A 23,359-nucleotide genomic window follows, 5' to 3' on the forward strand; every position below is an offset into this window, starting at 1 on the left:
CTGATATTTGAAAAAGAAAGGATGTTAACAAATGGGTCAGGTTACATTAGATGTATATGATTTACTCAAAAAGGGAGGAACCTTCCTTCAGTTTAAAATTAACAATATGATTCAAAATCAGCTCAACCATTATTCATTAATCAATGTTGCAAAAACACAAACAAATGCCCTTACAAAAAAGATAAAAAAACTTCAACAATATACAGAACAAACAGCTGCTGTTTTAAATTTTCCTACTAAGACAGACCTGTCTAATGCCACACAGCTTATCCTGCAATCAGAAGAAAAAATCGACAATATTGACGACCAGCTTTATCAAATTACAAAAATGCTTCATGAAATGAAAGAGCTTGTCGCAAAGATTGCATTAAGCAATCATGAATCAATGGATGCTCCACTTTCTGCAAGCTTAAGTGAAGAAATTGCCAAACAAGAAGAGGAGATTGCCACACTTCAACAAGAGATGCTGCAAGTTAAACAAAAAATGGCCGAACAAAAAGAGCAGCTGATTATAACGGAAACACCTTCTGTTGATCCTTACAAGGTGAACTGATATGGTTTTAAAACGATTCTCTCATTTTTTGGATGCACTTTCGGAGGATGAAATACCTGTCGGCCTCTCTGAGAAATATCCAATCTGGAAGAAAAACAAAGCAACCCTCTGGTATTATCCTTCTAAACATAGAAAGTTTAAAGAACCGATTTTCTTGATATATTCTGTCGTTAACAAAGCATATATTTTAGATTTAGCTCCATCACTCAGTCTGATTGAGGCATTTACAAATGCCGGATATGACACCTATTTAATTGACTTTGGCACTCCAGGTTTCGAAGATCGCAATACTACAATTGATGACTATATTACGAAGTATATTGAAAAAGCATACACAAGAGCACTGCGCCATGCTTGCACAAACGAGATGACAGTTATTGGCTTTTGCCTTGGAGGGACATTGGCAACCGTTTTTGCAGCTATTACCGATCAAAAAATAAAAAACCTTATTTTAGCTGTATCTCCGATTGACTTCTGCCAATTTCCTATCTTTGACAAATGGCAGAAAGCCTTGCGCGACGAGGAAGTGAAAGTAGATGATTTTATTGATACCATTGGAATGGTACCGCCTGATTTCATTAAATACGGAACAAGGCTTATCGTTGCTCCTGTATCATACAGTCACTATCTGGCATTATTAAACCGCAGTGATGATCCAAAATACCGGGAAAAATGGCTGCGGATGAACAAATGGACGCTTGATCATATCCCGCTCCCTGGCAAAGCCTTTAACCAGCTCATGAACGACTATGTCCGCGATAACAAGATTGTTGAAGGCGGTTTAGAAGTTAACGGAATTCCTGTTGATTTTCGGAATATTACTTGCAACCTGCTTGTTTTTTCAACCAAATATGATCCCCTTGTTCCGAGTGAATTGTGCGAGCCGATCATGGATCTTGTGGGAAGTGAAGACAAGACATTCATCCTGTTTGAAGGCGGGCATGCATCGTTAGTTGCCAATAAATCTATGCCTTTCCCAATGGAGGATTGGCTACTCAACCATTGCACTCCAGTTGATGATGATTGTTAAAATGCTAAAAAGCTGCATCCCTTTGGATGCAGCTCTTTTAATATTTTTTATCCCTCTTGATTAAATCTTTCAATCAATAGCGCTAATGTTCTTGTCATAACACCTGTTGCTCCTGCTTTCTGCAGTTCTGAGCTGTTATTTGTATAAGAAGTACCGGCAATATCAAGATGTACCCATGGTGTTCCTTCTGCAAACTCACCAATAAAAGCACCTGCCACAATGGCATGTCCTTCTCGTCCAGGAGAATTGTTCAAATCAGCAACCGGGCTGTTTCTGACTCTTTTCTTATGGCTTTCAAATATAGGCAGTCTCCAAATAGGCTCTCCTGCTTCATAAGATGCTTCTAGCACTTGTTCAAACAGAGCTTCATCATTTGTCATTGCACCAGTTGTTTCCATACCTAGTGCAACAATCACACCGCCAGTTAATGTTGCTACATCCACTAAATAACCTGCACCGTGTTGCTTCGCATATGTGACAGCATCAGCAAGCACGAGACGGCCCTCTGCGTCTGTATTTAATACTTCAATAGTTTTGCCGCTCATCGAAGTGATAACGTCATCTGGCTTAAAAGCAGAACCGCTGATCATATTATCTGTTGAAGCAATGACAGCAACTACATTTTGTTCTGGCTTAAGCTCTCCAATGATTTCCATTGCGCCAAGAACAGCAGCCGCACCGCCCATATCTGTTTTCATGCCGACAATCCCGTCCTTCGGCTTGATAGAATAACCGCCCGTATCAAAGGTGACTCCTTTTCCTACAAGACCGATTACATCTGTCCATTCTTCTTTGCCCTGATACTTAAGGACAATCATTTTTGGCGGTTCGGTCGAGCCTTGATTCACTGCAAGAATAGCTCCCATTCCAAGCTTGAGCATATCCTCCTTCTCCAGAATCTCAACCTCAAAGCTGTATTTTTCTCCAAGCTGCTTTGCATACTCAGCCATATCAGTAGCTGTCAGCATGTTACCAGGCAGGTTGACAAGTGTTCTCGCAGAGTTAGTTCCCTTTCCGTATGTATAGCCTACAATTGCAGCAGCACGTACTTCTTCTTCGTCTGTTGCGCTGTAGAGAATTACTTCCTCAATCTTTTTCTCTGGCTCATTGGATTTTTGCTTATAGCCTTCAAACTCGTATGTAGACAATGCTAATGCTTCTGCTAATGCATGGGAATTGTCAAGAGCATCTAGAGTTTCCGTCACAAAGGATTCTACAAAAACGGCTGCTTGCTGATACTTAGCTTTAGAAAGCTCTTGAAATACAGCTCCATAAATTTCCTGCACTTCATGGAAGGTAAGCTCCTTTTGTTTTCCTAACCCAGCAAAAACAATTCTTTTTGCGCCAATTTTACCGAATGTATGCACAATATGTATGTGTTTTTTCTTTGCAGACAGATCGTTTTCCTTCAGCAGATTAGTTAATTCTCCTCCAAAGACTTCATCAAGCTCTGCTAATTTACCTTCCAGTTTAATAGACTTTTCAAACAATCCAATTACTATACATTCTAATTTATCTGTAAAGTTCCATTCTTGTTTAAAGTTAAACATATATTTTTCTTCCTCCATTCTGTTGCTGCTTCTTTTCTATTATAGCGGACTGCGAGATATTTCGTATAGCTAATTAATTTTCTTCCCAAGATAATATTGCTTTTTAAGTAGAACTCCAGTAATTTGGTTATGTTATAATAAGAGAAAGCAATATCTTTCAATTAACACTATTTCCATAATTATTGACTTTTATTATTGGATTGGAAGGACTTGCTTTTCAAAAAGATTTAATTTGCTGCAATACGGGTAGTGTTTTATTTTAGAGAGAATACATAACCTTGAGGTGATTTTTTTGGATCTGCTTATCAATTTTCCTTTTTTAGCAAGTCTTGCAGCAATTTTCTTCGCTCAGTTTGTTAAGGTCCCAATTACTTTTTTTGTTACAAAAAAAATTGACTGGTCCTTGCTTACAAGCACAGGAGGCATGCCAAGTTCTCATTCAGCTGCAGTAACAGCACTCTCAACAGGCGTTGCCTTAGAAACTGGCGCTGATTCCCCGATTTTCGCCGTGTCAGCTATCTTTGCGATCATTACTATGTTCGATGCAACTGGTGTTAGACGGCAGGCTGGGGAACAAGCAATAGTGCTGAATCAGCTGGTGGATGATTTCAATAAATTTGTAGATGATGCTAAGGGCTGGCAGCAAAAGCCTGAACAGCAAAAGAGAAAGCAGTTGAAAGAGCTCCTCGGACATAAGCCGATTGAGGTTTTCTTTGGAGGACTTACCGGGATAGCTTTAACACTCATTCTCGATTTAATTTTTCACTAAAAAAAGTTCCACGGAGAAATCTCCTGTGGAACTTTTTTTTATTTGCTTTCTGCACTTGTGTATTGCTGGCGGAAAACCTGCATAGATTTCGCTTCATTAAACGCTGTTAATGTTTTCTCTGTCAGTTTCCCTTTGCCCATTTCCACTATGTATACGTCTACTGTTTTCTTGCCCCATTGGCTATATACGTCGTCTACTGTTTCATAGTATAAATCAAGCTTATTCCCTTTGATGGCAGAGCCAGTGTCTGCAACAACTCCAAATCCATAGCCTGGGATAAATAGCACGGTCCCGATTGGGAATACACTTATATCTGCAGCAATCGTGCTGTATAAATCACGCTTCACCTTTACACCAGAATAGGTGATGCCAAATGACGGATGACTAGGGTTTTTTCCTGTTGATTCAAAGCCAGCCGTATAACCAGTAGCCACAACTTGTTTCTTTGGATATTGGGACCAATCTCTTTCTTCAAGCAAAGGCGGATTGCCTGTTACCTCTGTACTAGAAGATATTTGTGTGCTTGCTGCAAAAGCTTCCTTCAAATTCTTAATTCCAAATCCAATCTTTTTAAATGTATGATCTAAATAAGAATCATCCTCTGTTTCATTACTGTCTGAAAGATGGAATGAGCTCGCTTGTACTCCTGAAATGGATTGAAATGTTGTTAGTAGTGCTGCAATGAAAAGTAAGGTCATTCCGACCCTTCTAAAAATTTTTTTACTTGTCATATTTTTCAACTCCTCCAAAACTATTCATTTCCCAAAATGGAAACAATTATTCACAAATAGTTTAAAAGAGAAGCCATTTACCTAGTAAATTAACAAAAATTGCTATAAAATCCCGGTTTTTCACTAGTATAATTTGGTTAACAGCCGCCTATTTATCTTTTTCTGCACTCTTTTTTAGGTATTTTACATATTTTAAGAGGAGATTTAAAAGAGAAAAAAACTGCCTCTTCCATTCGGAAAAGGCAGTTTTTGTTTAGCACTCTTCAGGCGTACCTGCGTTAACTGCTGTGCGGAAAGAGGAACCGCATCCGCAAGATGCGATGGCGTTCGGGTTGTCGATTGTGAAACCGCCGCCCATTAAAGATTGTTTATAATCAATTTTTGTGCCTTTTAAGATGGCTGTGTCATTCTTATCAACAAGCACTTGAATACCGTGCTGCTCTGTTACATAATCATTTTCTTCTTTTTCAGGTGCAAAGCCCATCCCGTAAGAAAGTCCGCTGCAGCCTCCTCCTCTGATTGCAACCCTAAGATAAGAGCCTTCCTCTTCGTTGTCTTTCATCATTTCTTTAATTTGTAATGCTGCCGCATCTGTAATATGAAGTACTTCTTCTGTCATAATAAATCCTCCCTTTCTGATGTTTCTTCTTCCTTATATTATATACCTCGCGACAAAACTACTCAACTTGTGCAACTCACCAAATATATACCAATTAATTGCAGAAGCATGACAACTGTTATTTGATAATATTATTAATTTTTTAAATAATCGTTACTTTAATAGGTAATTATCCTTAATGTTATGTATAATAGTAGTATAAATTAACTAAATTATTTTTGGAGAGGTATGAGAAAATGACCACCATTGAACCTCTTTATGATAAAAATTGTCTATGTCCATTATGTACCACCTCTTTTACAACAAAGAAGCTGCGTTCCCGATTTATTAAAGCAAAAGGGTTTGATTCTGACTTTTTTCCATACTATGAAGAACATAATCCGCTTCTTTATTATGTCAATGTCTGTCCTGCATGCGGTTTTGCGTTCGCAGATCAAGCAGAGGTCCGTTTAAATGAAGCAGAAAAAGCAATCTTAACAGAAAAGATTTCAAGCCAATGGAATCCGCAAAACTTTGGAGAAAGCAGAACGATAAGAGACAGTGTAAAAACATATAAACTTGCTGCATATGCTGGGATTCTAAGACATGAGAAGCATATTTTGATAGCTGGTTTATACATAAGACTGGCATGGCTTTATCGAATGCTGGAGGACGTAAACGAGGAAACTCGCTTCATGAAGCTGGCGTTATCTGAATACGAGCTGTCTTATTCAACCGGAGACTTCAGAGGAACTCAAGTTTCTGAAATAAAGACACTATATTTAGCAGGTGAGCTTTGCAGAAGAACAACAAAAACAGAACAAGCTGTTAAGTATTTCTCAAAAGTAATCGAACAGCAAAGCAAAACGATTGAAAAAAATATTATCAGTCTCGCAAAAGATGGCTGGCTAAAAATCAGAGAGCTGCAAAAAGCTTAAAAGCAGGCGAGTTTCGCCTGCTTTGTCTGTGTTCCTTCTATTTAAAACATCGGATTTTCTTCTATATGCTTGTACACATTCTGAACAAGCTCTTCAGGTGTTTCACCTGTCACCATTTCTCCGTCTACAAGGGCAAATAAAGATTCCCCGCACTGTCCGCACATGCCTAAACAGCCATAATCTATTACATCCAGTTTATCATCCTGCTCTAATTGGAGCTTTGCCGGTTCTGCCCCGGATGCTAGATTGCTTAAACAAAATTCAATAATCGGTTTAAACAATATAATCACCTCTTCAATAACACATATACTAACTTTTTTTATTTTATTTATCAAGCTTAACAGTATGTTTGTTATTTCTTCTTCAATTAAGAATAAACCGCCTAATCCTCATAATATACTTAAAAATAGTTAAGGATAAAATGCTTCGAAAAAGTTGTATATATTAACAACCTTTGTTCAAATACAATATGAATGTCCTTTTTAGGGAGGTTTTATGAAAAAACTAATTATACTTGGAGGCGGCTATGGCGGCATGATGCTGTTGTCCCGCCTGATTTCTAATCTGCCATATAACATAATGGTTATCCTTATTGATAGAGCCCCTTACCATTTTTTAAAGACAGAATACTATGCTCTAGCCGCAGGCACCGTCACAGATGAGCATATTAGGATTCCCTTTCCTAAACATCCCCAAGTTTCCATTCTAAATGCAGAAGTAGCAAGTATTGATTTACCATCACATAAAGTGAATCTCGTAAATGGAGAAAGCATCGTTTACGATGATTTAGTTATTGGCTTAGGCTGCGAGGATAACTATCATGGCATAACAGGAGCCGATAAGTTTACACACAGCATTCAAACGAGAAGCCGCTCACAGATGACTTACTCAGAGCTTAATCTATTGGCGGAGGAATCAAGGGTTGCTATCATCGGCGGAGGCTTAAGCGGGGTGGAGCTCGCCTCTGAAATTGCGGAGAGCCGCCAAGATTTGCATGTTACCTTGTTTGACCGGGGAGATACAATCCTTTCATCATATCCTTCGAAGGTAAGCGATTATGTGGAGAAGTGGTTTGGAGAACGAAATGTGGAAATAATCAAAAATTCCACTATTACCTTAATTGAAGAGAATACGGTATACAATAATGGAGAGCCTTATCCCTTTGACTGCATTGTTTGGACTGCTGGCGTCAAGCCGAACAAAATAGTTCTCGATCTTGCGGCAGACAAAGATAAAAAAGGGCGAATACTTCTCACCGATCATCATCACTTGCCTGATGATGACAAAGTATTTGTAGTTGGAGACTGCGCGAGTCTTGGCCTGCCACCGAGCGCCCAGCTCGCAGAAAAACAGGCTGTGCAAATAGCTGCCGTTTTGATTGCCCGTTGGAAAGGAGAGAGACTTCCTTCCTTTCCAACGCTGAAACTGAAAGGGGTGCTGGGCTCACTTGGAAAAAAGCATGGATTTGGGCTTATTGCCAACACTGCATTGACTGGCCGTATTCCGAGAATTTTAAAGCACGGGGTATTATGGAAAGATAAAAATAAAAAAAAAAGTTACTTCATTCAGCCCAAAAATCGCGGCTGAAGTGATGAGGCTTTGAGCCTTTTGAGGCTGACGAGACAACATCTCTTCAGCCTGTTTTCTTTGGATTATTGTGCGCTATTGTATCCGTACCTTTCAAACTCCTCATAAATCCGTTTCAGCTTCGGATTGCCTTCACCAATTATTTCATCGTCAATTACGACAACTGGATAGAATAAATCTTCTTCAATGACCCTTTTACAAAAGGCGTTTTTATCCTCATCATAATTAGCTTCAAAGATATCATAATAATGAATCTTGAAATCTTGATCAGGGAATTTCCTTTTAAGAGCAGCCTGCAGCCACTCATATGTATCCTTTGAAGAAGGGAGATTCACACAGCTCGCACAAATTTGTTCTGCACCGTAAATGCTTATTTCTAATTCTCTTTTCATTTTTCTTCCTCTCTTTCCTGTTTAATTCACTCATTGAAGTGTTGACATTATTGTCTCAGGAAGAGACAATGCAATATGAAATAATGTTTAGGTGTTTTCATGTTTCTAGAATAGATTTTTCTCTTTAATGTGATTATAATAAATTATAGGAAAGGAGTCGATATGAATGGCAGAATTAGAAATGAGAGAACAAGTACAGGAAGTACTAGATAAATTACGCCCATTCCTTCTTAGAGATGGTGGGGATTGTGAATTGGTAGATGTGGAAGACGGCATCGTAAAATTGCGTTTGCTTGGAGCTTGCGGAAGCTGCCCAAGTTCGACAATCACGCTAAAAGCTGGTATTGAGCGCGCTCTTTTGGAAGAAGTTCCAGGGGTATATGAAGTAGAGCAAGTATTCTAATACAAACTTTAATAGCTAAAAAGGGCAGCCAATGGCTGCCCTTTTTATATATTGCTGTATGCTTTCCCTTTTACTTCCACACCATTCTTATCAATTTGCACGGGAAGATAATTCATATCAGGCAAAAGCTCCTTCAGTCCAGCGGCAACCGCTTCTGTCTTCCCTGTTTCAATGAAACATAAGACTGTTGGACCTGCACCGCTTAAGGCGACACCGTATGCCCCTAATTTCTGAGCATGCTGTTCTATTATCTCCAGATGCGGGACAAGCTCCTTTCGATACGGCTGATGATATTTGTCCAGCGCCATCATCTTGCCGGCAAGCTTGTTGTTGCCTGTCAGCAATGCGGCCACAAGAAGATTGGAAACAGCACCTGCTGCAACTGCTTCTGCAAATGGCATCGATTTAGGGAGCACATCTCTTGCTGATTTCGTAAGAAGCTCTTCATTCGGTATAACCGCCAGCAATTCCAATTCTACTGAATGGATTACTTCCACATCTGCCTCGCTTCCAAGCTGACATCCAACCACAAGGCCGCCAAATATGCTTGCACCGACATTATCCGGATGCCCTTCCATATTGGTTGCGATGGTAAATTTCTCTTCCTCTGTCAATTGAAGCTCACCTAAGGAATCGGCAAGCTCTATTGCAGCAACAATTGCCGACGCACTAGAACCGAGACCTCTAGCCAGCGGAATTTCGCTTGAAACGCTTACCCTGCAAGGCGGCAATTCTTTATTGTAGCTTTTGGCTACTTGTATAGCTGTTGCGATGATAAAGTTGCTTTCATCTGACGGAAAAGTCTTCAATTTTTCTGAGAGCGGTATTACCTCCCATTTTTCTGCTGGAGAAGCTTCCACAATCAAATATAGGCTCAGAGCCATGCCAAGGCTGTCAAATCCCGGTCCAAGATTTGCCGTACTTGCTGGAACCTTGATTTGAAGCATCTCACTTTCCATCATATATGAACGACTCCCTTAATATGAGCCGCCACTGCCTTCTCATCGTTCGGCAGAACAACAGGCTTAATTGGACTTACATCTATAGCTGTGTTCGGATCTTTTAAGCCATTTCCTGTCAGTACAGCAACGATCTTGCTGCCTTTAGCAATCTTACCGCTTTGCAAATGCTTGTAAACTCCAGCGATAGAAGCACAAGAACCAGGTTCTGCAAATACGCCTTCTTTAGCTGCAATCGTACGGTAAGCAGCGATGATTTCTTCATCTGTTACTTCATCAATAATACCTTCTGATTCCTGCTGGGCTTGTACAGCCAGCTTCCAGCTCGCCGGATTTCCAATGCGAATTGCTGTTGCGATTGTTTCCGGATTTTCAAACACACGATTATGGACGATTGCTGCTGCTCCTGCTGCTTCAAATCCATGAATCTTTGGCAGTCCTGTTTGTTTTGCTTCGTTATATTCCTTAAAGCCTTTCCAGTAGGCGCTAATATTGCCTGCATTTCCGACTGGAATTGCCAAGATATCAGGTGCTGTGCCAAGCTGGTCACAAACTTCAAATGCAGCTGTTTTCTGGCCTTCTAATCTGTATGGATTGACAGAATTCACTAGCGCAACTGGTTCTGTTTCGCTGATTTTCCGAACCATTTGCAATGCTTGGTCAAAGTTTCCTTCAATCGATATAATCTCAGCACCGTACATAACAGCTTGAGCTAGTTTACCCATCGCAATTTTACCTTCTGGAATTACAACGATACAGCGCATGCCTGCACGAGCTGCATATGCTGCAGCTGCAGCCGATGTATTTCCAGTAGAGGCGCAAATAACAGTGGAATTGCCTTCCTCCTTAGCTTTAGCGACAGCCATCACCATGCCTCTGTCTTTAAATGAACCAGTCGGGTTTGTACCTTCTGTTTTTACATACAGCTCTACTCCCCATTCCTCTGAAAGCTGTTCAAGCTTTATTAAAGGAGTGTTACCCTCATTTAAAGTCAGACTTGGTGTGTTATCGTTAATTGGCAAATAATTTTTATATTCTTCAAGCAGGCCTTTCCATCTCATTACTTAGTTCCTCCTTCTACACGGTAAGAGCTTTTTACTGTACGGACAGATGATAAGTCTCTTAATTGAATTAGTATATTTTCATAGTTTAACAAGGATGCATGATGCGTAATTAAGACTATTTCTGCCATGCCTTTTTCTTTTACAGGCAATTGCAGAATCTTTTCAAAGCTCACACCATTTTTGGAGAAGATTGATGTAATTTCAGCAAATACACCTACTGCATCTTCTACTTGCAGACGAAGGAAGTATTTGGAGTACATTTCGTCCGGTTTCTTCAAGTTCTTTTTAAATTGTGGTGTAATAGCGGTTTTTCCGTTTACACCCAATCTCATGTTTTTTAGGACATTCACTAAATCAGAAACGACTGCAGTTGCTGTCGGCATGCTGCCGGCACCAGGCCCGTAAAACATCGTTTCTCCTACTGCTTCACCGTATACATAAACAGCATTAAATTCATTGTTGACTGCCGCTAGCGGGTGACTGTCAATTAAGAAGGCTGGCTGAACGCTCACTTCTACTTTTCCGTCCTGTCTATGGGCAAAACCAATCAATTTCATCGTATAGCCAAGCTGCTTGCCATACTGAATGTCTTCTTCCGTGACCTGAGTAATCCCCTCAACCTTCACATCTTCAAGGCTGATGTTCATAGAAAAGCCTAATGTAGCCAATATCGTCATTTTCCGAGCTGCATCAAGACCTTCCACGTCAGATGTCGGATCGCTTTCGGCGAATCCGAGTCGTTGTGCTTCTTCCAAGACTTCGTCGTACGCTTTTCCTTGCTTAGTCATTTTTGTCAAAATAAAGTTTGTCGTTCCATTCACGATTCCCATCAGTTTCGTAATGTGGTCTGATGCTAGGCCATCGACAAGTCCTCGAATGATAGGAATCCCGCCAGCAACGCTTGCTTCGTAGAATAAATCACAATTATTTTCTGAGGCAACTTGTAAGAGGCGCGCCCCGTAAACAGCCATTAAATCCTTGTTAGCTGTTACAACGTGCTTGCGATTTTTAAGGGCTTGGAGCAGCCTTTCTTTTGTCTCCTCTACGCCGCCCATCACTTCAATAATCACATCTATTTCTGGATCATTCAGAATCTCATCTGGATTTGTTGTTAACATGTCAGTTGCAATGGATACATCCCGGTCTTTATCTATATTTTTTACAAGTATCTTTTTTACTTTGACGGGACAGCCGATTTGGTGCATGATTTTATCTTGGTGATTTTCTATGATTTTTACAACACCTGTGCCGACAGTGCCCAATCCAAGCAGTCCAATTGATATTGTCTCCAATTTGCTATTCCCCCTAAGATGTTCTCTTTAAAAAAACAACTGTCTTTGTATAGTAGACATTATAGTGTTAGATCTGATTTTTTACAAGAGGTGAATTATATATTCTTTGAAAATTTATTCAACTCTTATTTTTGTCATTTTACTGTTTTTTCTATTATAAAGTAATTTGTAAGAAAAAGGGGAACTATTTTGGACAAGAATACCCGGCTAGAAAGCGAGCCGGGGAAAGGGTAATTGTATAAAAAGGAAGGTTAATAAAGCCAGCTTAATGTGGGGATTTTTGATTTTTTGACAGGTGCTTCAACCATCTCAAAAAAAACGCGCAGGAACTCCTCTGAATCCTTTGACTGATTTAAATATTTCTTTAATTGATCCTCTAAATAATGCCGTTGTGCCTCACTTGAGCTTGAATAATAATTTTCGACACACTCCACAAAATGAAGAGGAAACAGCAATCTCGCATAGATCAGCCTCCAGGAAAACGGGCTTAATGGTGCAATGCTTTGATAGTCATTGTAAAAATTTCGAACATCCCGATAATAGGTTTTAATATTAAGAAAATATCTTTCTCTTGTCCATTCTGCTAAATCTCTGCCGCAATGATCGAATACCCAATCAAATGGATTCTTTACATAATACTCTCCCATCCATGTTGATTTCATGAAACGGTTATGGCAAATCGTCCCGCTGTCAATCGGTGAAGGTTCATCATCAAGCTCTGTATCGACCAAATACTGAATCGCATTTTCAGAAACTCCCATATAATATGGAAATGCCTCGAGAAACAGTTTATCAAATTCGCTTTCAGGTTCCTGGTACATCTTTGTATTCCAAAAGGCCTCCATCTGGTCAATCCTCTTTTCCCACAAACCTTTCCATTGTCCCATTCGCGAAATTTTCTCGACACCAAATTGGACCGATCTGCCCCGATAATGAAACTTTCCTAATTTCCTTCCTAATTGCTTTGATTGAAAAGGCTGAACATGCTCATTCAGCATAATACAGTACGCCTGTCCTTCCACCTCTTCTCTAATATTGCCATCCTTTGATTCCAGAAATGTCCCAACTCTGTAATCACCCAAATTTGTCATATGATTTACAAGCTCATGAAGCTCTAATATCTCTTCATCCTCTTTGTTGTCTACTGGTATAAGCGTATACAGCTTGCCATCCTTTCTGCAGGCTTCATAGTGACCAAACCTCATTTCATCTGTGACCTCTACGCCATAATGACTGTGTAAGATTTTCCGAATCATCATACTCCTCCTTTTCAAAGAACGAATCTGCAAAACACCTTATAAGAAAATATATGTCGTTAAGTGATAATCTTGAGTTTTTTCTTTTATAACCTGTTGCTAAAGAAATTTTCAGTAAAGAATGACACATACCTTTATAGAAGTCCTACATATACTAACAAGTATACAGCTATTATCACAGCCTGCCTTTTACGCAATGCTCGGTAAAGCGTACAGCCAATATTGGCATAGTAAGCAATGATGACCACTGTGTTTAGATAGTGAATACAATTAGAAAAGGTGATAATATGTCAGATATTACAGAAAAAACAGCGAGAAAATGGCTTCACGAGCGCGGAGTTACCATAGAAGATATTGGAGAACTAGTTTATTTATTACAGGAAAAATATCACGAGAATTTAGAAATGGCTGAATGTATCCATAATGTAGAGCGTGTATTGTCCAAAAGGGAAGTACAAAATGCCTTGTTAACTGGCATACAATTAGATGTGCTTGCAGAAAAGAAAATGCTCGAGGCACCGCTTCAAGCCATTATCGAAAGTGATGAAAGTCTTTACGGCGTTGACGAAGTACTGAGCTTTTCCATCGTAAATGTATATGGCTCAATCGGCTTTACTAATTACGGATATGTAGATAAATTAAAACCTGGCATCCTTAAGAAGCTTAATGATAAATCGACAGGGAAATGTCATACTTTTTTAGATGATATAGTTGGTGCTATTGCTGCGGCAGCATCAAGCAGGCTGGCACATAGTGTCAGGGGTGAAAAATAGATGAAAATAAAAAAGGAAGAACACACTAAGTGCTTCTTCCTTTTTTGTTATTCCCACTCAGAAAGACTGTTAACGGAATATGTAGGTTTTTGCTCATAAGTGGCTAAATGCTCTGCTGTTGTGACACCAGAATGAACTAACAATGTATCAATTCCTGCATTTACCCCAGCTAATATATCGGTATGATAATTATCGCCTACCATAATAGCCTCATTCTTATTTACGCCAAGCAGTTTCAATGCTTGTTCCACGATGATTGCCTCTGGCTTGCCCATATTAAGTGGGGCTGTGTTTGTTGAAACTGTTATGACTGATGTAAGGGCACCGTTTCCAGGAAGAAGTCCCCTCTCCGTCGGCAAAGCTGTATCACCGTTTGTGATAATGTATTTAGCTCCGCTGCGGACAGCAAGACATGCCTGCGCCAGCTTTTCATACGTGATTTGCTGGTCCATGCCTGCTACTACATAATCAGCCTCTTCATGGTTAGCCAGTATTTGAATGTCTTTTTCTGTAAGTGCATGGCGCAAGCCTTCTTCACCTATCATATAAACACTTGCTGATTTGTTCTGTTCGTATATATATCCAGCTGCAGCCATAGCGGAAGTAAACACTTCCTCTTTTTTTGCAGGTATGTGGAAATCTCTTAACTTTTGGGCTACTTGCTCTGGTGTTTTTGTCGAGTTGTTCGTCACATATAAATATGGGATACCAAGGGCAATTAAGCGTTTGACAAATTCAGCCGCTTCTTGAATTACTTCTGTCCCTTTATACATAGTCCCATCTAGATCGATTAAGTATCCTTTATAGTTTTTCATGAATATAAAAGCCCTTTCTATTCCATTTATCATGCTAGTTTTTGAAGGCAGTAACTGGACCGAGTTCATTAATCAAGTAGTTTTTAACAGATAACGAGAAGGATTCAACAGAAGGTATTCCCTTCTCCAATGCTTCCCTGACAATCTCATGAGAGATATTCGTATAATCATGCACCAGTGTTTTTCTCAAACCTAGCAGCTCTTTAATTTCACCTGCAACGCTAACTGAAAGTACTTTTTCGTCAGTAAGAATTTCCATAATATCCTCATAGCTGCCTGGATCTCGCATGATAAAACCGTCAATCATACTGTTGCCGACATCAAGCATTGCCTCAATCATCATATGTGCAAGTCTTTCTAATGCCAATTTCTCAAGTTTGGATTCAAACGAATCCTGTTCTTTAAACATCTGAACCAATTGCTGTAAATATTGTAATTGCTGCCCGATTTTTTCCCGATCCACAAAATACATTTGAATGCCTCCTTCAATTTTTTTTAGTATAGACAAAACCTCACACAATCGTTTGCAGATTATTGCTTAAGCTTGTCGGCCTCGCATAAAAATAGCCTTGTGCCAAATCAACCTTATTTCTTGAGAGAACAAGCGCTTCTTCCGCACTTTCAATCCCTTCTGCTACAACTATTGAACCTACTTCCTTAGCTATTAGCAGCAAGCCTTTAAGCATCGATTCTTTGACAGAATTTTTGTCAATATTCTGGATGACAGAACGGTCTATTTTAATGATATCAGGCATGATTTCACTTATCGAGTTCAAGCTTGCATAGCCTGCTCCTGTATCATCTATAGCCACTCTGAATCCAATTAGGCGCAAAAGCTTCAAGTTAGAAATGAAGTATTCTAATCCCTCAATTGAATCCCGTTCTGTCACCTCAATGGTAATCCTGTTTGGAGATATCTCTTTATATTTGTTCATCAGCTTTTTCAAGTCTTTCACAAAATGCTGATTACCTAATGTTAACGGTGTAAAATTAATAAAAATATCGAACTTCCAGGTAGTTAATTTTATTTGTTCAAGCGCTTTTTCCAATACGACCATTTCAAGGTCATAAAGATGGTTGGTTTGCCGTGCAACAGAAAACAGTTGGAGGGGATTTTCAAGCGATGTGCCGACAGGTCCTCTTGTCAGCATTTCACATGCTTTAACCTTATTTGTTTCCACATCCAATATCGGCTGTGCTAACAAGCTAATATCTTTATTTGCTACAATTTTCCCTAACGCAAATGACATTTCATTAAATTCGGACGTTAAGCCTTTTTGGGCCATTGATAAAGCCTGCTGATAAGCAAGATAAATAGCATCCCTTAATTGGTCGATTTGCCTGTCAATAAATATATAGCCTGTGCAAAAAATCGGCTGTACCGACTGCTGCAGAGATCTCCAAACTTTTGTTTGCAGCTTTTCCAATATTAACTGAATCGTAAAATCTATGTTAGGAACAGTGTCCATCTTGTGATCAATCTTCAAGAATAAGGCAATTCCATCCTGATAATAGGCACGGACTGCTGCAATTTGGTCAGAAGGTATTTCTTCTCTAATAACGGTATGGAATGCTTCTCTCACTTGCTCCCATAATCTTTGGGATGCTGCGCTGTCCATTTCCCGTTTTAAGATGGCCAAGTTATGGATGGAAAAGACAATTACAGCCACTTCATTTCCTTTATGAAGGGCCGCACTTACGTTTTGCTCCACAGGATCCCTCAAAATAAATTGAGGAGGATAATATTTTAATTTACTGGCAGGAAAAATAATCTTCCCCCAGTTCGTTAAGCTTTTTATTTTGTTGACATACACATGGACCATCTCTTCATTTCCTCTCATACAGCAAACCTGATAAGTAATAGCAAAACAGCTCTAAAAAAAACATTTATTTTTATTAGTAAACGTTTTCCTTATTTATGAAGAAGTGCTGCAAAAAGAGTCAGCACTGTACTTACATTATTGTTTTTTTATTTTCTTAACGACAAAATAAGGACATCCGAAATTGCAATATTCATACAAATATTCTGTTAACGTACTGATTTTTGTATCAAAGCTGGATTTCTGATTTTGGTCATCAAAAAATCCTCTGAGTCTAAGCTGACCATAGCCCCAATCACCGACAATATAATCATACTTTGTTAAAATATCACTGTATCTTCCTTTAAATGCCTCCTCATTGAAGCCCTCTTTTCGTTCTTCAATAAGTTCATAACAATGATTATTTATGCAAACCAAAACCTTCACCCCACTTTTTTGAAGCTTCCTTTTTCATATGTATATATGTATGACTTTATATGTAATCCTAAATAAGTCCTATTTAAGATAAACGTGCATATAACCTAATAGGTACTATATCTCACCATTTCATTATAACCCGACAATAGACAATTTACATAGTGCTGGCAAGGAAAAATTATAATAATTATGACAAGAAATAGGAAAGGCCCTCCATTTATAACTGATTATTCAGGAAAAACAAAAACAGAGTAAACTATGCTTCCTAAATAGCAGCAAGATTTACTCTGTTCCTTTACATTATGCTTCTTTCTTTTGTCCTGAAAGCATTTGGTTTTTCTTTGCCTCACTGACTTGTTCATCCGCATGATACGAAGAACGGACAAGCGGACCTGCTTCACAGTGACTGAAGCCTTTGCTTAAAGCAATTTTCTTTAGTTCCTTAAATTCATCTGGATGATAATACTTTTGTACTTTAAGATGCTTTGCTGTTGGCTGCAAGTATTGTCCTATTGTCATGATATCAACGTTGTTTGCTCGCAAATCATCCATCGTTTGAATGATTTCTTCCTTCGTTTCCCCTAATCCAATCATCAAGCTTGATTTTGTAGGAATCTCAGGATACATTTCTTTTGCTCTTCTCAAAAACTCAAGCGATCTTTGATATTTAGCACGTGCACGTACTCTTGGCGTCAGGCGCTCTACTGTCTCAATATTATGGTTCATAATATCAGGCTTCGCATCCATTAATTGGCGCAGATTCTCCTCTATTCCTCCCATATCAGACGGAAGGACCTCTATGCTAGTAAATGGATTTTTCCTGCGGATTGCCCGTACCGTTTCAGCAAAAACAGCTGCACCGCCATCCTTCAAATCGTCTCTTGCGACAGCTGTGATAACAACGTGCTTTAAGTTCATACTAAAAACAGAATCAGCAACTCTTTCCGGCTCTTGCCAGTCAAGCTCTGTCGGCAAGCCTGTTTTAACTGCACAGAATCGGCATGCTCTTGTACAAATATCTCCTAAAATCATGAAGGTAGCTGTTCGTCTCACAGCCCAGCATTCATGAATATTCGGACATCTTGCTTCTTCACATACTGTATGCAGCTTTTTTTCTCGCATCATTTTTTTTAAACCAGTGTAGTTTTCATTCGTGTTAAGTTTGATTTTCAGCCATTCAGGTTTTCGTTGGTATTCGTCTTTTCTTTCTGCCATTTCGATTCATCTCCTAGTGATCTTTTTAGAACTCGTATCTTCTAGTCCTCTCTTTTCTTTGTATTTCGAAAAAAGAGACAACTGTTTGTAAACAAGTGTCGCCAGAAGCTTAAAAATGCTGCAAAGCTCAGCTATACTACAACACATGTCACAATGATTTAGATGTATCTTATACACAAATACTAGGCTTGTTATTGTTCCAATGTCACTTTAACATAACCAAATCTCACCTACAAGCTGGTTATTACCATTTATTGATATTCATTTATTTTGCTGGTTGCACACAAAATAAAACGACTAGTTTTAGGAAGGAGGGATTTGATGCGAAAAATATGTTTCTTAGCTGTCTTGCTTGCATTTTTGGCGCCTAATATTGTATCTCATGCAGCGGAAAATAAATCCTCTGCTGATGATACATATTATAAAAGGATGGAGCTGTATGAAAAGATTGAAGCGGTAACACAGCTGCCATGGTATTATATAGCTGCAGTTGACCAATATGAACGAAATATACGAGCTTCACGTAGGGATCTTCCTAAAGCGACCGGCTTGACCGGCATCTATTTCCCAAAAGAAACATGGGCTGGCATCATAAATCCAGACAGTGATGATACAAATCCTAAAAGCATTGCTTTTTTCGGAGGACTTGGTGTCGATGGCAATGGGGATGGAAAAGCAGACTCTTTAAATGACGAGGATGTGCTATTTACATTTGCCAATCATATTCTTAAATTTGGCGTTGATGAAGATAACTTCCGAATTGGACTTTGGGATTATTACAAACGAGATAAAACAGTAAGCATTATTATGGGTAAAGCTGCCATTTACCGGCATTTCGGCCGCTTAAACCTCGACGATCATGCATTTCCAGTTCCGTTAAGAAGTAATTACAGTTATCGGAGTACTTGGGGAGATGCACGAGGATGGGGCGGAAAACGAATACATGAGGGAACAGATATTTTTGCCGACTACAGTGTTCCTGTTAGGGCAACATCTTATGGCATCATAGAAATGAAGGGCTGGAACAGATATGGCGGCTGGAGAATTGGAATCCGCGATATCAATAACAATTATCATTATTTTGCCCATCTAAGCGGTTTTGCGAAGGATGTGCATAATGGCATGATTGTCGAACCGGGAATGCTTATCGGCGGTGTCGGCAGTTCAGGCTATGGACCTCCAGGAACTTCTGGAAAGTTCCCGCCTCATTTGCACTATGGCATGTATAAGGATAACGGCAAGACAGAATGGTCTTACGACCCGTTCTCCCATTTAAAAGTGTGGGAAAGGCAAGAAAGAATTAAATTAAAAGCAAAAAAATAGAATATTGGCTCATGTGTCCCGCTGCTTTTAAAAGGACCTTGAGCCAATATTCATTCTTTATTATCTGCCGGTAATTCTACAGCAGGAATACTGCTCCCGCTTCCATTATAAAACTCAGGCACATCTCCTTCAAATCCTGCCATCGCAATTAATATATCTTGTTTGACAGTCGTCAGCTCTGTTGCAAACGGGATAATAATTTGAATGTCTACCTTTAACTCCACGAATGCTTTTACTACAACATAATTAATGCCGACATTCTCTGTCTCTGTCTTTAAATCTGATTTAACACTGCCGACAACATTAAATTTAATTGGTACATCAGGACCAAGATTTGCGAGCAGTGCATTATTTGTTGCTTGGCCGATCGGGACATTATAAACTATTCCTTCATCTCTTGCAGTTAAATCTTTATCTAATTTAATATCCGTTAACTCTGCTGCTGCAGGAATATCGCCCTTTTCCATCCTGTTTATGTTGTCCTGTACTAAGCTCGTAATTTCTTGTTGTTTTTTTACAACTTGTGCCGTATTGAATACAAAATTATTGCCATCTATCATTAAATTATTCTCTTCTTCTCCTGTCTCGCTTTTAAGTGCATCATTAATCACCAAAGTTGCCAGCTTCTTTGTCTGTGACTGTGCATAATAGGCCAGCGTAGGCTTTAAGCCATTATTGATAATCCAGAGGCTCAATATGGTGGAGAAGATAAAAAACACTGCTGTAATTACAAGAGTCTGCTGAAAGGTCAACGGTTTTTTCCGAGTCATCCTTTGACGAAAATAAAATTTCCGCAAAAAAATATCCCTCCTTCCCATGCTAATGTATATGCAGAAAGAGGGACATGTAGAAGGCTAAACCACATGTGAATATTCGATATTTTGCTTACCCTAAAGCCTCACAATCAATAATTGTAATTGCAAGGTTTTCCTTTAAATCAAGATCATATGGTTGTATTGCTGTTCCATTCTTTTCAATAACGCGGATGACAGGACGTTCATTAAATCCTTTGTTCTGCCTTGAAACAATGCCTTTTTCACCGCTGCTTAACATAACACTTACTCCATTTGGGTAAAGAATGATGGCATTGCGGAATGCTTCGACAATTTTCGCGTCAAAGAGTGTATCGATCCCTGTATACAGCACTTCCAACGCCTCATGCGGAAGCATTGCCTGTCTGTAAACACGATTGGAAGTTATCGCATCAAAAACATCTGCAACAGCAATGACCTTGCCGAACAGATGAATTTCTTCCCCTGTAATTCCTCTCGGATAGCCTGATCCATTCAGTCTTTCATGATGTTGATAAGCACAGTGCGCTACAATTAAAGGCATATTATGGACTTTCCTAAGCATATCAAATCCAGCATTTGCATGCTTTTTAATTTCCGTAAATTCATCTAACGTCAGCTTTCCAGGTTTGAGCAAAATCTCCAATGGAATATCCATCTTGCCGACATCATGCAGAATCGCACCAAGACCGAGAGTCTCGAGCTGCTTCCTTGGCAGCTTTAACTCCATTCCTAACGCTAAAGAATAAAGAGTGACATTCAAGCTATGTGAAAAAATATAATTGTCATACAAAAACACATCGCTCATAATAGAAAACAGTTCTTGATGTCCTTTTAGTTCCTCAAGGACTTTGTCAATAAGCTGCTTAAAAGCAGGAGCTGATTTTTCCATGATGAAGGATTTTTCCTTACTGCTGGAACCCTTCAGTTCCTTAAAGCTTGTTTCAATTGTCTGCATTGCCTCTCTCTTTAACCGATCAGAGATCGGAGCAACCGGATAGATATCATCGGTTAATTTATCATCTATATATAAATAAGCAACGCCTAACTGCACTAATCGATCTATTAATTGTTTATCAAGCCTCACGCCGTTGTTGACGAGAATATTTCCCTGTTCATTATGTATTGGTTTCGCTAATATTGCTCCTTCTGAAAGGTATTTTGTTCTTACTAATCTCATTCCATACTAGCTCCTATTGTCAACTTGATATAAGAAAATATGTGCCATGATTACATAAAAGACATAAAAAGGAGGGAATGGTTTTCCCATCCTTTTAGATTTAATAAAAAGCTTGCACAATCTGCTACACCATCTTTAGTAATGCTTCCTTACCTATCATACCCTTATGAATACCAAGGTTTTCTGCTTCATAAGTTATCGATTCCAGCGGGGCATCAAGCAGCTGCTCGATTGTCTTTACACCGACAGCCCTCCCGGCAATTACTTTTCGATCCTTTAATTTTTCATTTAATAAACCAACATCCAATGCTCCGCACATGATATACCCTTTATCATTTTTTACTACAAGCAGGTTTGTCTTGGGCAGCTGGACGCTTACTGCTATGAATGTCTGCTCCTCTATCACAATAGGATAAACTTCCACCATGACATGTCACCCCTCTCTTTTTCCTTATATACTATTCAGCGAAAGAAAGAGGCGTGTATTACAAGAAGTCCATTTTTAACAGCTAAACGGCCATTCTCTGCAAAGCTTCTGCCAAAATATTTCTCATAAACTCAGGCAAAAAATACTGTTTTTCTGGTGCGCGATATATAGATGGAAAGAAATCGCCGAATGTGAACATATCCGGTATTGCTACAATATATTCTGCTTTCGGGTCAAGTTCTTTGCCGCCTATCCAATAGGTAATAACTTCACCATTGGTTTTTGTCTGTACACCCCTTGAAATCATTTTGCCCATTAATGTTCCTCTAAACCCTAGTCCTTTTACATGAAGGGTTTCCCATGAAGGCTGCTTCATATCTGTGAGTACTTCTTTCAATTCTGCTCCTGACAAAGTAACATTACAAGGATTGATAGGATGTGGACAGATGCTTAAAAGGTCAAAATAGCTGACCGGGCCCTTGTTTAGATCGTCAAGAATCAAACCTTCATTAAGGATAGCTATATCTGCATTACACCATGCAAGCACTGCCTCACATAAAAGGCCCGCTGTTTCCTGTTTCGTAAGCTGCTTAGACAGTGAGATCACTTCCTCAGAAAGTGCTTTTTTGCCTTCTAAATAAAGATTCTCAATATATTCCGCTTCGTTTTCTGCTGGAGGCAGCTTGCTTGTTTCATATACCTCTGCCTGTTTTGCCAGCACTTTTTTTGCATGAGGATCATATTTTATTTCAATATGTCCAGCAAATTGTCCATATTTACCAGCAGCTCCTAACAGGCTGTTATTAATGAGTTTTCCTTGATGAAAGATATGGTGTGTATGTGCTCCTAAAATTATATCAATTTCCGGATAGTTTTCAGCCATCTGCTCGTCATCATTAATTCCTAAATGCGACAAGACGATAATGATGTCTGTTTTATCTTTTAACAAACCCAGCTGTTCCTCTAAAGCCTGAAAAGGAAGTGTCAGCTTCCAGTCAAGCAATTCATATAAAGTGTGAAAATAGGCAGTCAAACCAATAACACCGATGCGTGTCCCTTTATTCGTTTCATATATCTTATGTGGGATGCACCAATCTGGCCTACTCCCATTTTTATGAAAGAGATTGGCTACAATCACATCGTAGGAAGCATCTTGATAAAGTTGATCTAGTGCATGATAGGGCAGTGTGATTCCTTCATTATTACCGATTGTTACTGCATCGAACTGTTCTATCTCCAGCAGTGTAGCATTCGCTTTTCCTTGTGTTGCCTCAGTGTATGGATGAGATAAATCTAAATGGTCACCAATATCAAATAAGAAAACAGAATCGCCTGCTTCAGTATGCCAGTTTTTTCTTTTTTGGAAAAGCTCCTTGATTCTAGGCCAGTTCTCAAAATGACTGTGCAAATCATTAGTATGATATATATGGATATTTTCCATTGTTTCGCCTGCCTATCGTATTAAAAGATTCTAGA

The 23,359-nt window shown here is 39.2% G+C and carries 26 protein-coding genes; 8 read left to right on the forward strand and 18 right to left on the reverse strand.

Annotated elements, in window-relative coordinates:
* Window positions 1-31 precede the first annotated feature (31 nt).
* Both L8T27_RS15695 and L8T27_RS15700 read left to right on the forward strand, forming a co-directional pair.
* Window positions 32-553 (forward strand): hypothetical protein, encoded by a 522-nt coding sequence (locus tag L8T27_RS15695; protein ID WP_233316472.1) that lies wholly within the window; start codon window positions 32-34, stop codon window positions 551-553.
* Window position 554: 1 nt separating this feature from the next.
* Window positions 555-1,583, forward strand: coding sequence for an alpha/beta fold hydrolase (locus L8T27_RS15700; RefSeq protein WP_237941843.1), 1,029 nt, complete (start codon window positions 555-557; stop codon window positions 1,581-1,583).
* 47 nt (window positions 1,584-1,630) lie between these two features.
* On the opposite strand, the gene L8T27_RS15705 is transcribed toward L8T27_RS15700, so the two are convergent.
* The gene (locus L8T27_RS15705) at window positions 1,631-3,133 is read right to left on the reverse strand and encodes a leucyl aminopeptidase (protein ID WP_237941844.1); all 1,503 of its coding nucleotides are present in this window, start codon (window positions 3,131-3,133) and stop codon (window positions 1,631-1,633) included.
* 292 nt (window positions 3,134-3,425) lie between these two features.
* On the opposite strand from L8T27_RS15705, the gene L8T27_RS15710 reads away from it, so the two are divergent.
* Complete coding sequence (locus tag L8T27_RS15710) at window positions 3,426-3,902, forward strand: divergent PAP2 family protein (RefSeq protein ID WP_233316475.1); 477 nt, start codon at window positions 3,426-3,428, stop codon at window positions 3,900-3,902.
* A 38-nt stretch (window positions 3,903-3,940) separates the two neighbouring features.
* On the opposite strand, the gene L8T27_RS15715 is transcribed toward L8T27_RS15710, so the two are convergent.
* Both L8T27_RS15715 and L8T27_RS15720 read right to left on the reverse strand, forming a co-directional pair.
* A complete protein-coding gene (locus tag L8T27_RS15715; RefSeq protein WP_233316476.1) occupies window positions 3,941-4,633 on the reverse strand; it encodes a 3D domain-containing protein in 693 nt (230 codons plus the stop codon).
* Window positions 4,634-4,886: 253 nt separating this feature from the next.
* Entirely contained in the window at window positions 4,887-5,252 is a 366-nt protein-coding gene (locus L8T27_RS15720) for a HesB/IscA family protein (RefSeq protein ID WP_233316477.1), read from the reverse strand.
* Window positions 5,253-5,488: 236 nt separating this feature from the next.
* Between L8T27_RS15720 and L8T27_RS15725 the strand changes: the two genes are divergently transcribed.
* The gene (locus L8T27_RS15725) at window positions 5,489-6,169 is read left to right on the forward strand and encodes a DUF2225 domain-containing protein (protein ID WP_237941845.1); all 681 of its coding nucleotides are present in this window, start codon (window positions 5,489-5,491) and stop codon (window positions 6,167-6,169) included.
* Window positions 6,170-6,210: 41 nt separating this feature from the next.
* On the opposite strand, the gene L8T27_RS15730 is transcribed toward L8T27_RS15725, so the two are convergent.
* A complete protein-coding gene (locus L8T27_RS15730; protein ID WP_233316479.1) occupies window positions 6,211-6,450 on the reverse strand; it encodes a YuzB family protein in 240 nt (79 codons plus the stop codon).
* Window positions 6,451-6,664: 214 nt separating this feature from the next.
* Between L8T27_RS15730 and L8T27_RS15735 the strand changes: the two genes are divergently transcribed.
* Window positions 6,665-7,756 (forward strand): NAD(P)/FAD-dependent oxidoreductase, encoded by a 1,092-nt coding sequence (locus L8T27_RS15735; RefSeq protein ID WP_237941846.1) that lies wholly within the window; start codon window positions 6,665-6,667, stop codon window positions 7,754-7,756.
* A gap of 65 nt (window positions 7,757-7,821) precedes the next feature.
* On the opposite strand, the gene L8T27_RS15740 is transcribed toward L8T27_RS15735, so the two are convergent.
* Entirely contained in the window at window positions 7,822-8,148 is a 327-nt protein-coding gene (locus L8T27_RS15740) for a YuzD family protein (RefSeq protein WP_233316481.1), read from the reverse strand.
* A gap of 166 nt (window positions 8,149-8,314) precedes the next feature.
* On the opposite strand from L8T27_RS15740, the gene L8T27_RS15745 reads away from it, so the two are divergent.
* On the forward strand, window positions 8,315-8,551 hold the full coding sequence (locus tag L8T27_RS15745) for a NifU family protein (protein WP_233316482.1): 237 nt from the start codon (window positions 8,315-8,317) through the stop codon (window positions 8,549-8,551).
* 44 nt (window positions 8,552-8,595) lie between these two features.
* Here L8T27_RS15745 and thrB read toward each other — a convergent pair whose 3' ends face one another.
* From thrB to yutH, 4 genes are all read right to left on the reverse strand, one after another.
* The gene (gene thrB, locus L8T27_RS15750) at window positions 8,596-9,513 is read right to left on the reverse strand and encodes a homoserine kinase (RefSeq protein ID WP_233316483.1); all 918 of its coding nucleotides are present in this window, start codon (window positions 9,511-9,513) and stop codon (window positions 8,596-8,598) included.
* Complete coding sequence (gene thrC / locus L8T27_RS15755; RefSeq protein ID WP_233316484.1) at window positions 9,510-10,571, reverse strand: threonine synthase; 1,062 nt, start codon at window positions 10,569-10,571, stop codon at window positions 9,510-9,512. The genes thrB and thrC overlap by 4 nt, the downstream gene beginning before the upstream one ends.
* On the reverse strand, window positions 10,571-11,866 hold the full coding sequence (locus L8T27_RS15760) for a homoserine dehydrogenase (RefSeq protein WP_233316485.1): 1,296 nt from the start codon (window positions 11,864-11,866) through the stop codon (window positions 10,571-10,573). Before L8T27_RS15760 ends, thrC begins: the two co-directional genes overlap by 1 nt.
* Window positions 11,867-12,117: 251 nt before the next feature.
* Entirely contained in the window at window positions 12,118-13,125 is a 1,008-nt protein-coding gene (gene yutH / locus L8T27_RS15765) for a spore coat putative kinase YutH (RefSeq protein WP_311315875.1), read from the reverse strand.
* A gap of 284 nt (window positions 13,126-13,409) precedes the next feature.
* Here yutH and L8T27_RS15770 point away from each other — a divergent pair, with 284 nt between their 5' ends.
* Window positions 13,410-13,895 carry a phosphatidylglycerophosphatase A family protein gene (locus L8T27_RS15770; protein WP_233316486.1) on the forward strand — a complete coding sequence of 162 codons (486 nt, stop codon included), beginning with the start codon at window positions 13,410-13,412 and terminating at the stop codon, window positions 13,893-13,895.
* 47 nt (window positions 13,896-13,942) lie between these two features.
* Here the strand turns inward: L8T27_RS15770 and L8T27_RS15775 are convergent, their stop codons facing one another.
* The 5 genes from L8T27_RS15775 to lipA all read right to left on the reverse strand — a co-directional run bounded on the left by L8T27_RS15775 (window position 13,943) and on the right by lipA (window position 18,162).
* Window positions 13,943-14,710 carry a TIGR01457 family HAD-type hydrolase gene (locus tag L8T27_RS15775; RefSeq protein WP_233316487.1) on the reverse strand — a complete coding sequence of 256 codons (768 nt, stop codon included), beginning with the start codon at window positions 14,708-14,710 and terminating at the stop codon, window positions 13,943-13,945.
* Window positions 14,711-14,744: 34 nt separating this feature from the next.
* The gene (gene hepT, locus L8T27_RS15780; protein WP_233316488.1) at window positions 14,745-15,182 is read right to left on the reverse strand and encodes a type VII toxin-antitoxin system HepT family RNase toxin; all 438 of its coding nucleotides are present in this window, start codon (window positions 15,180-15,182) and stop codon (window positions 14,745-14,747) included.
* 40 nt (window positions 15,183-15,222) lie between these two features.
* Window positions 15,223-16,422: an EAL domain-containing protein gene (locus tag L8T27_RS15785; RefSeq protein ID WP_248574449.1), complete on the reverse strand. Its 1,200-nt coding sequence runs from the start codon at window positions 16,420-16,422 to the stop codon at window positions 15,223-15,225.
* Window positions 16,423-16,668: 246 nt separating this feature from the next.
* On the reverse strand, window positions 16,669-16,947 hold the full coding sequence (locus tag L8T27_RS15790) for a YutD family protein (RefSeq protein WP_233316490.1): 279 nt from the start codon (window positions 16,945-16,947) through the stop codon (window positions 16,669-16,671).
* 300 nt (window positions 16,948-17,247) lie between these two features.
* The gene (lipA, locus tag L8T27_RS15795) at window positions 17,248-18,162 is read right to left on the reverse strand and encodes a lipoyl synthase (RefSeq protein ID WP_237941848.1); all 915 of its coding nucleotides are present in this window, start codon (window positions 18,160-18,162) and stop codon (window positions 17,248-17,250) included.
* 321 nt (window positions 18,163-18,483) lie between these two features.
* Between lipA and L8T27_RS15800 the strand changes: the two genes are divergently transcribed.
* Window positions 18,484-19,485, forward strand: a complete 1,002-nt coding sequence (locus tag L8T27_RS15800) for a M23 family metallopeptidase (protein WP_233316492.1) — start codon at window positions 18,484-18,486, stop codon at window positions 19,483-19,485.
* A 50-nt stretch (window positions 19,486-19,535) separates the two neighbouring features.
* On the opposite strand, the gene yunB is transcribed toward L8T27_RS15800, so the two are convergent.
* The 4 genes from yunB to L8T27_RS15820 form a co-directional block, all read right to left on the reverse strand.
* Window positions 19,536-20,282: a sporulation protein YunB gene (gene yunB / locus L8T27_RS15805; protein ID WP_233316493.1), complete on the reverse strand. Its 747-nt coding sequence runs from the start codon at window positions 20,280-20,282 to the stop codon at window positions 19,536-19,538.
* A gap of 88 nt (window positions 20,283-20,370) precedes the next feature.
* Window positions 20,371-21,456 (reverse strand): HD-GYP domain-containing protein, encoded by a 1,086-nt coding sequence (locus tag L8T27_RS15810; protein WP_237941849.1) that lies wholly within the window; start codon window positions 21,454-21,456, stop codon window positions 20,371-20,373.
* Window positions 21,457-21,580: 124 nt separating this feature from the next.
* On the reverse strand, window positions 21,581-21,883 hold the full coding sequence (locus L8T27_RS15815; RefSeq protein WP_233316495.1) for a YunC family protein: 303 nt from the start codon (window positions 21,881-21,883) through the stop codon (window positions 21,581-21,583).
* An 82-nt stretch (window positions 21,884-21,965) separates the two neighbouring features.
* Window positions 21,966-23,324, reverse strand: a complete 1,359-nt coding sequence (locus L8T27_RS15820) for a bifunctional metallophosphatase/5'-nucleotidase (protein ID WP_237941850.1) — start codon at window positions 23,322-23,324, stop codon at window positions 21,966-21,968.
* Window positions 23,325-23,359 lie beyond the last annotated feature (35 nt).

This window comes from Niallia sp. Man26 (genome assembly GCF_022049065.2).
Lineage (GTDB): Bacteria > Bacillota > Bacilli > Bacillales > Cytobacillaceae > Niallia.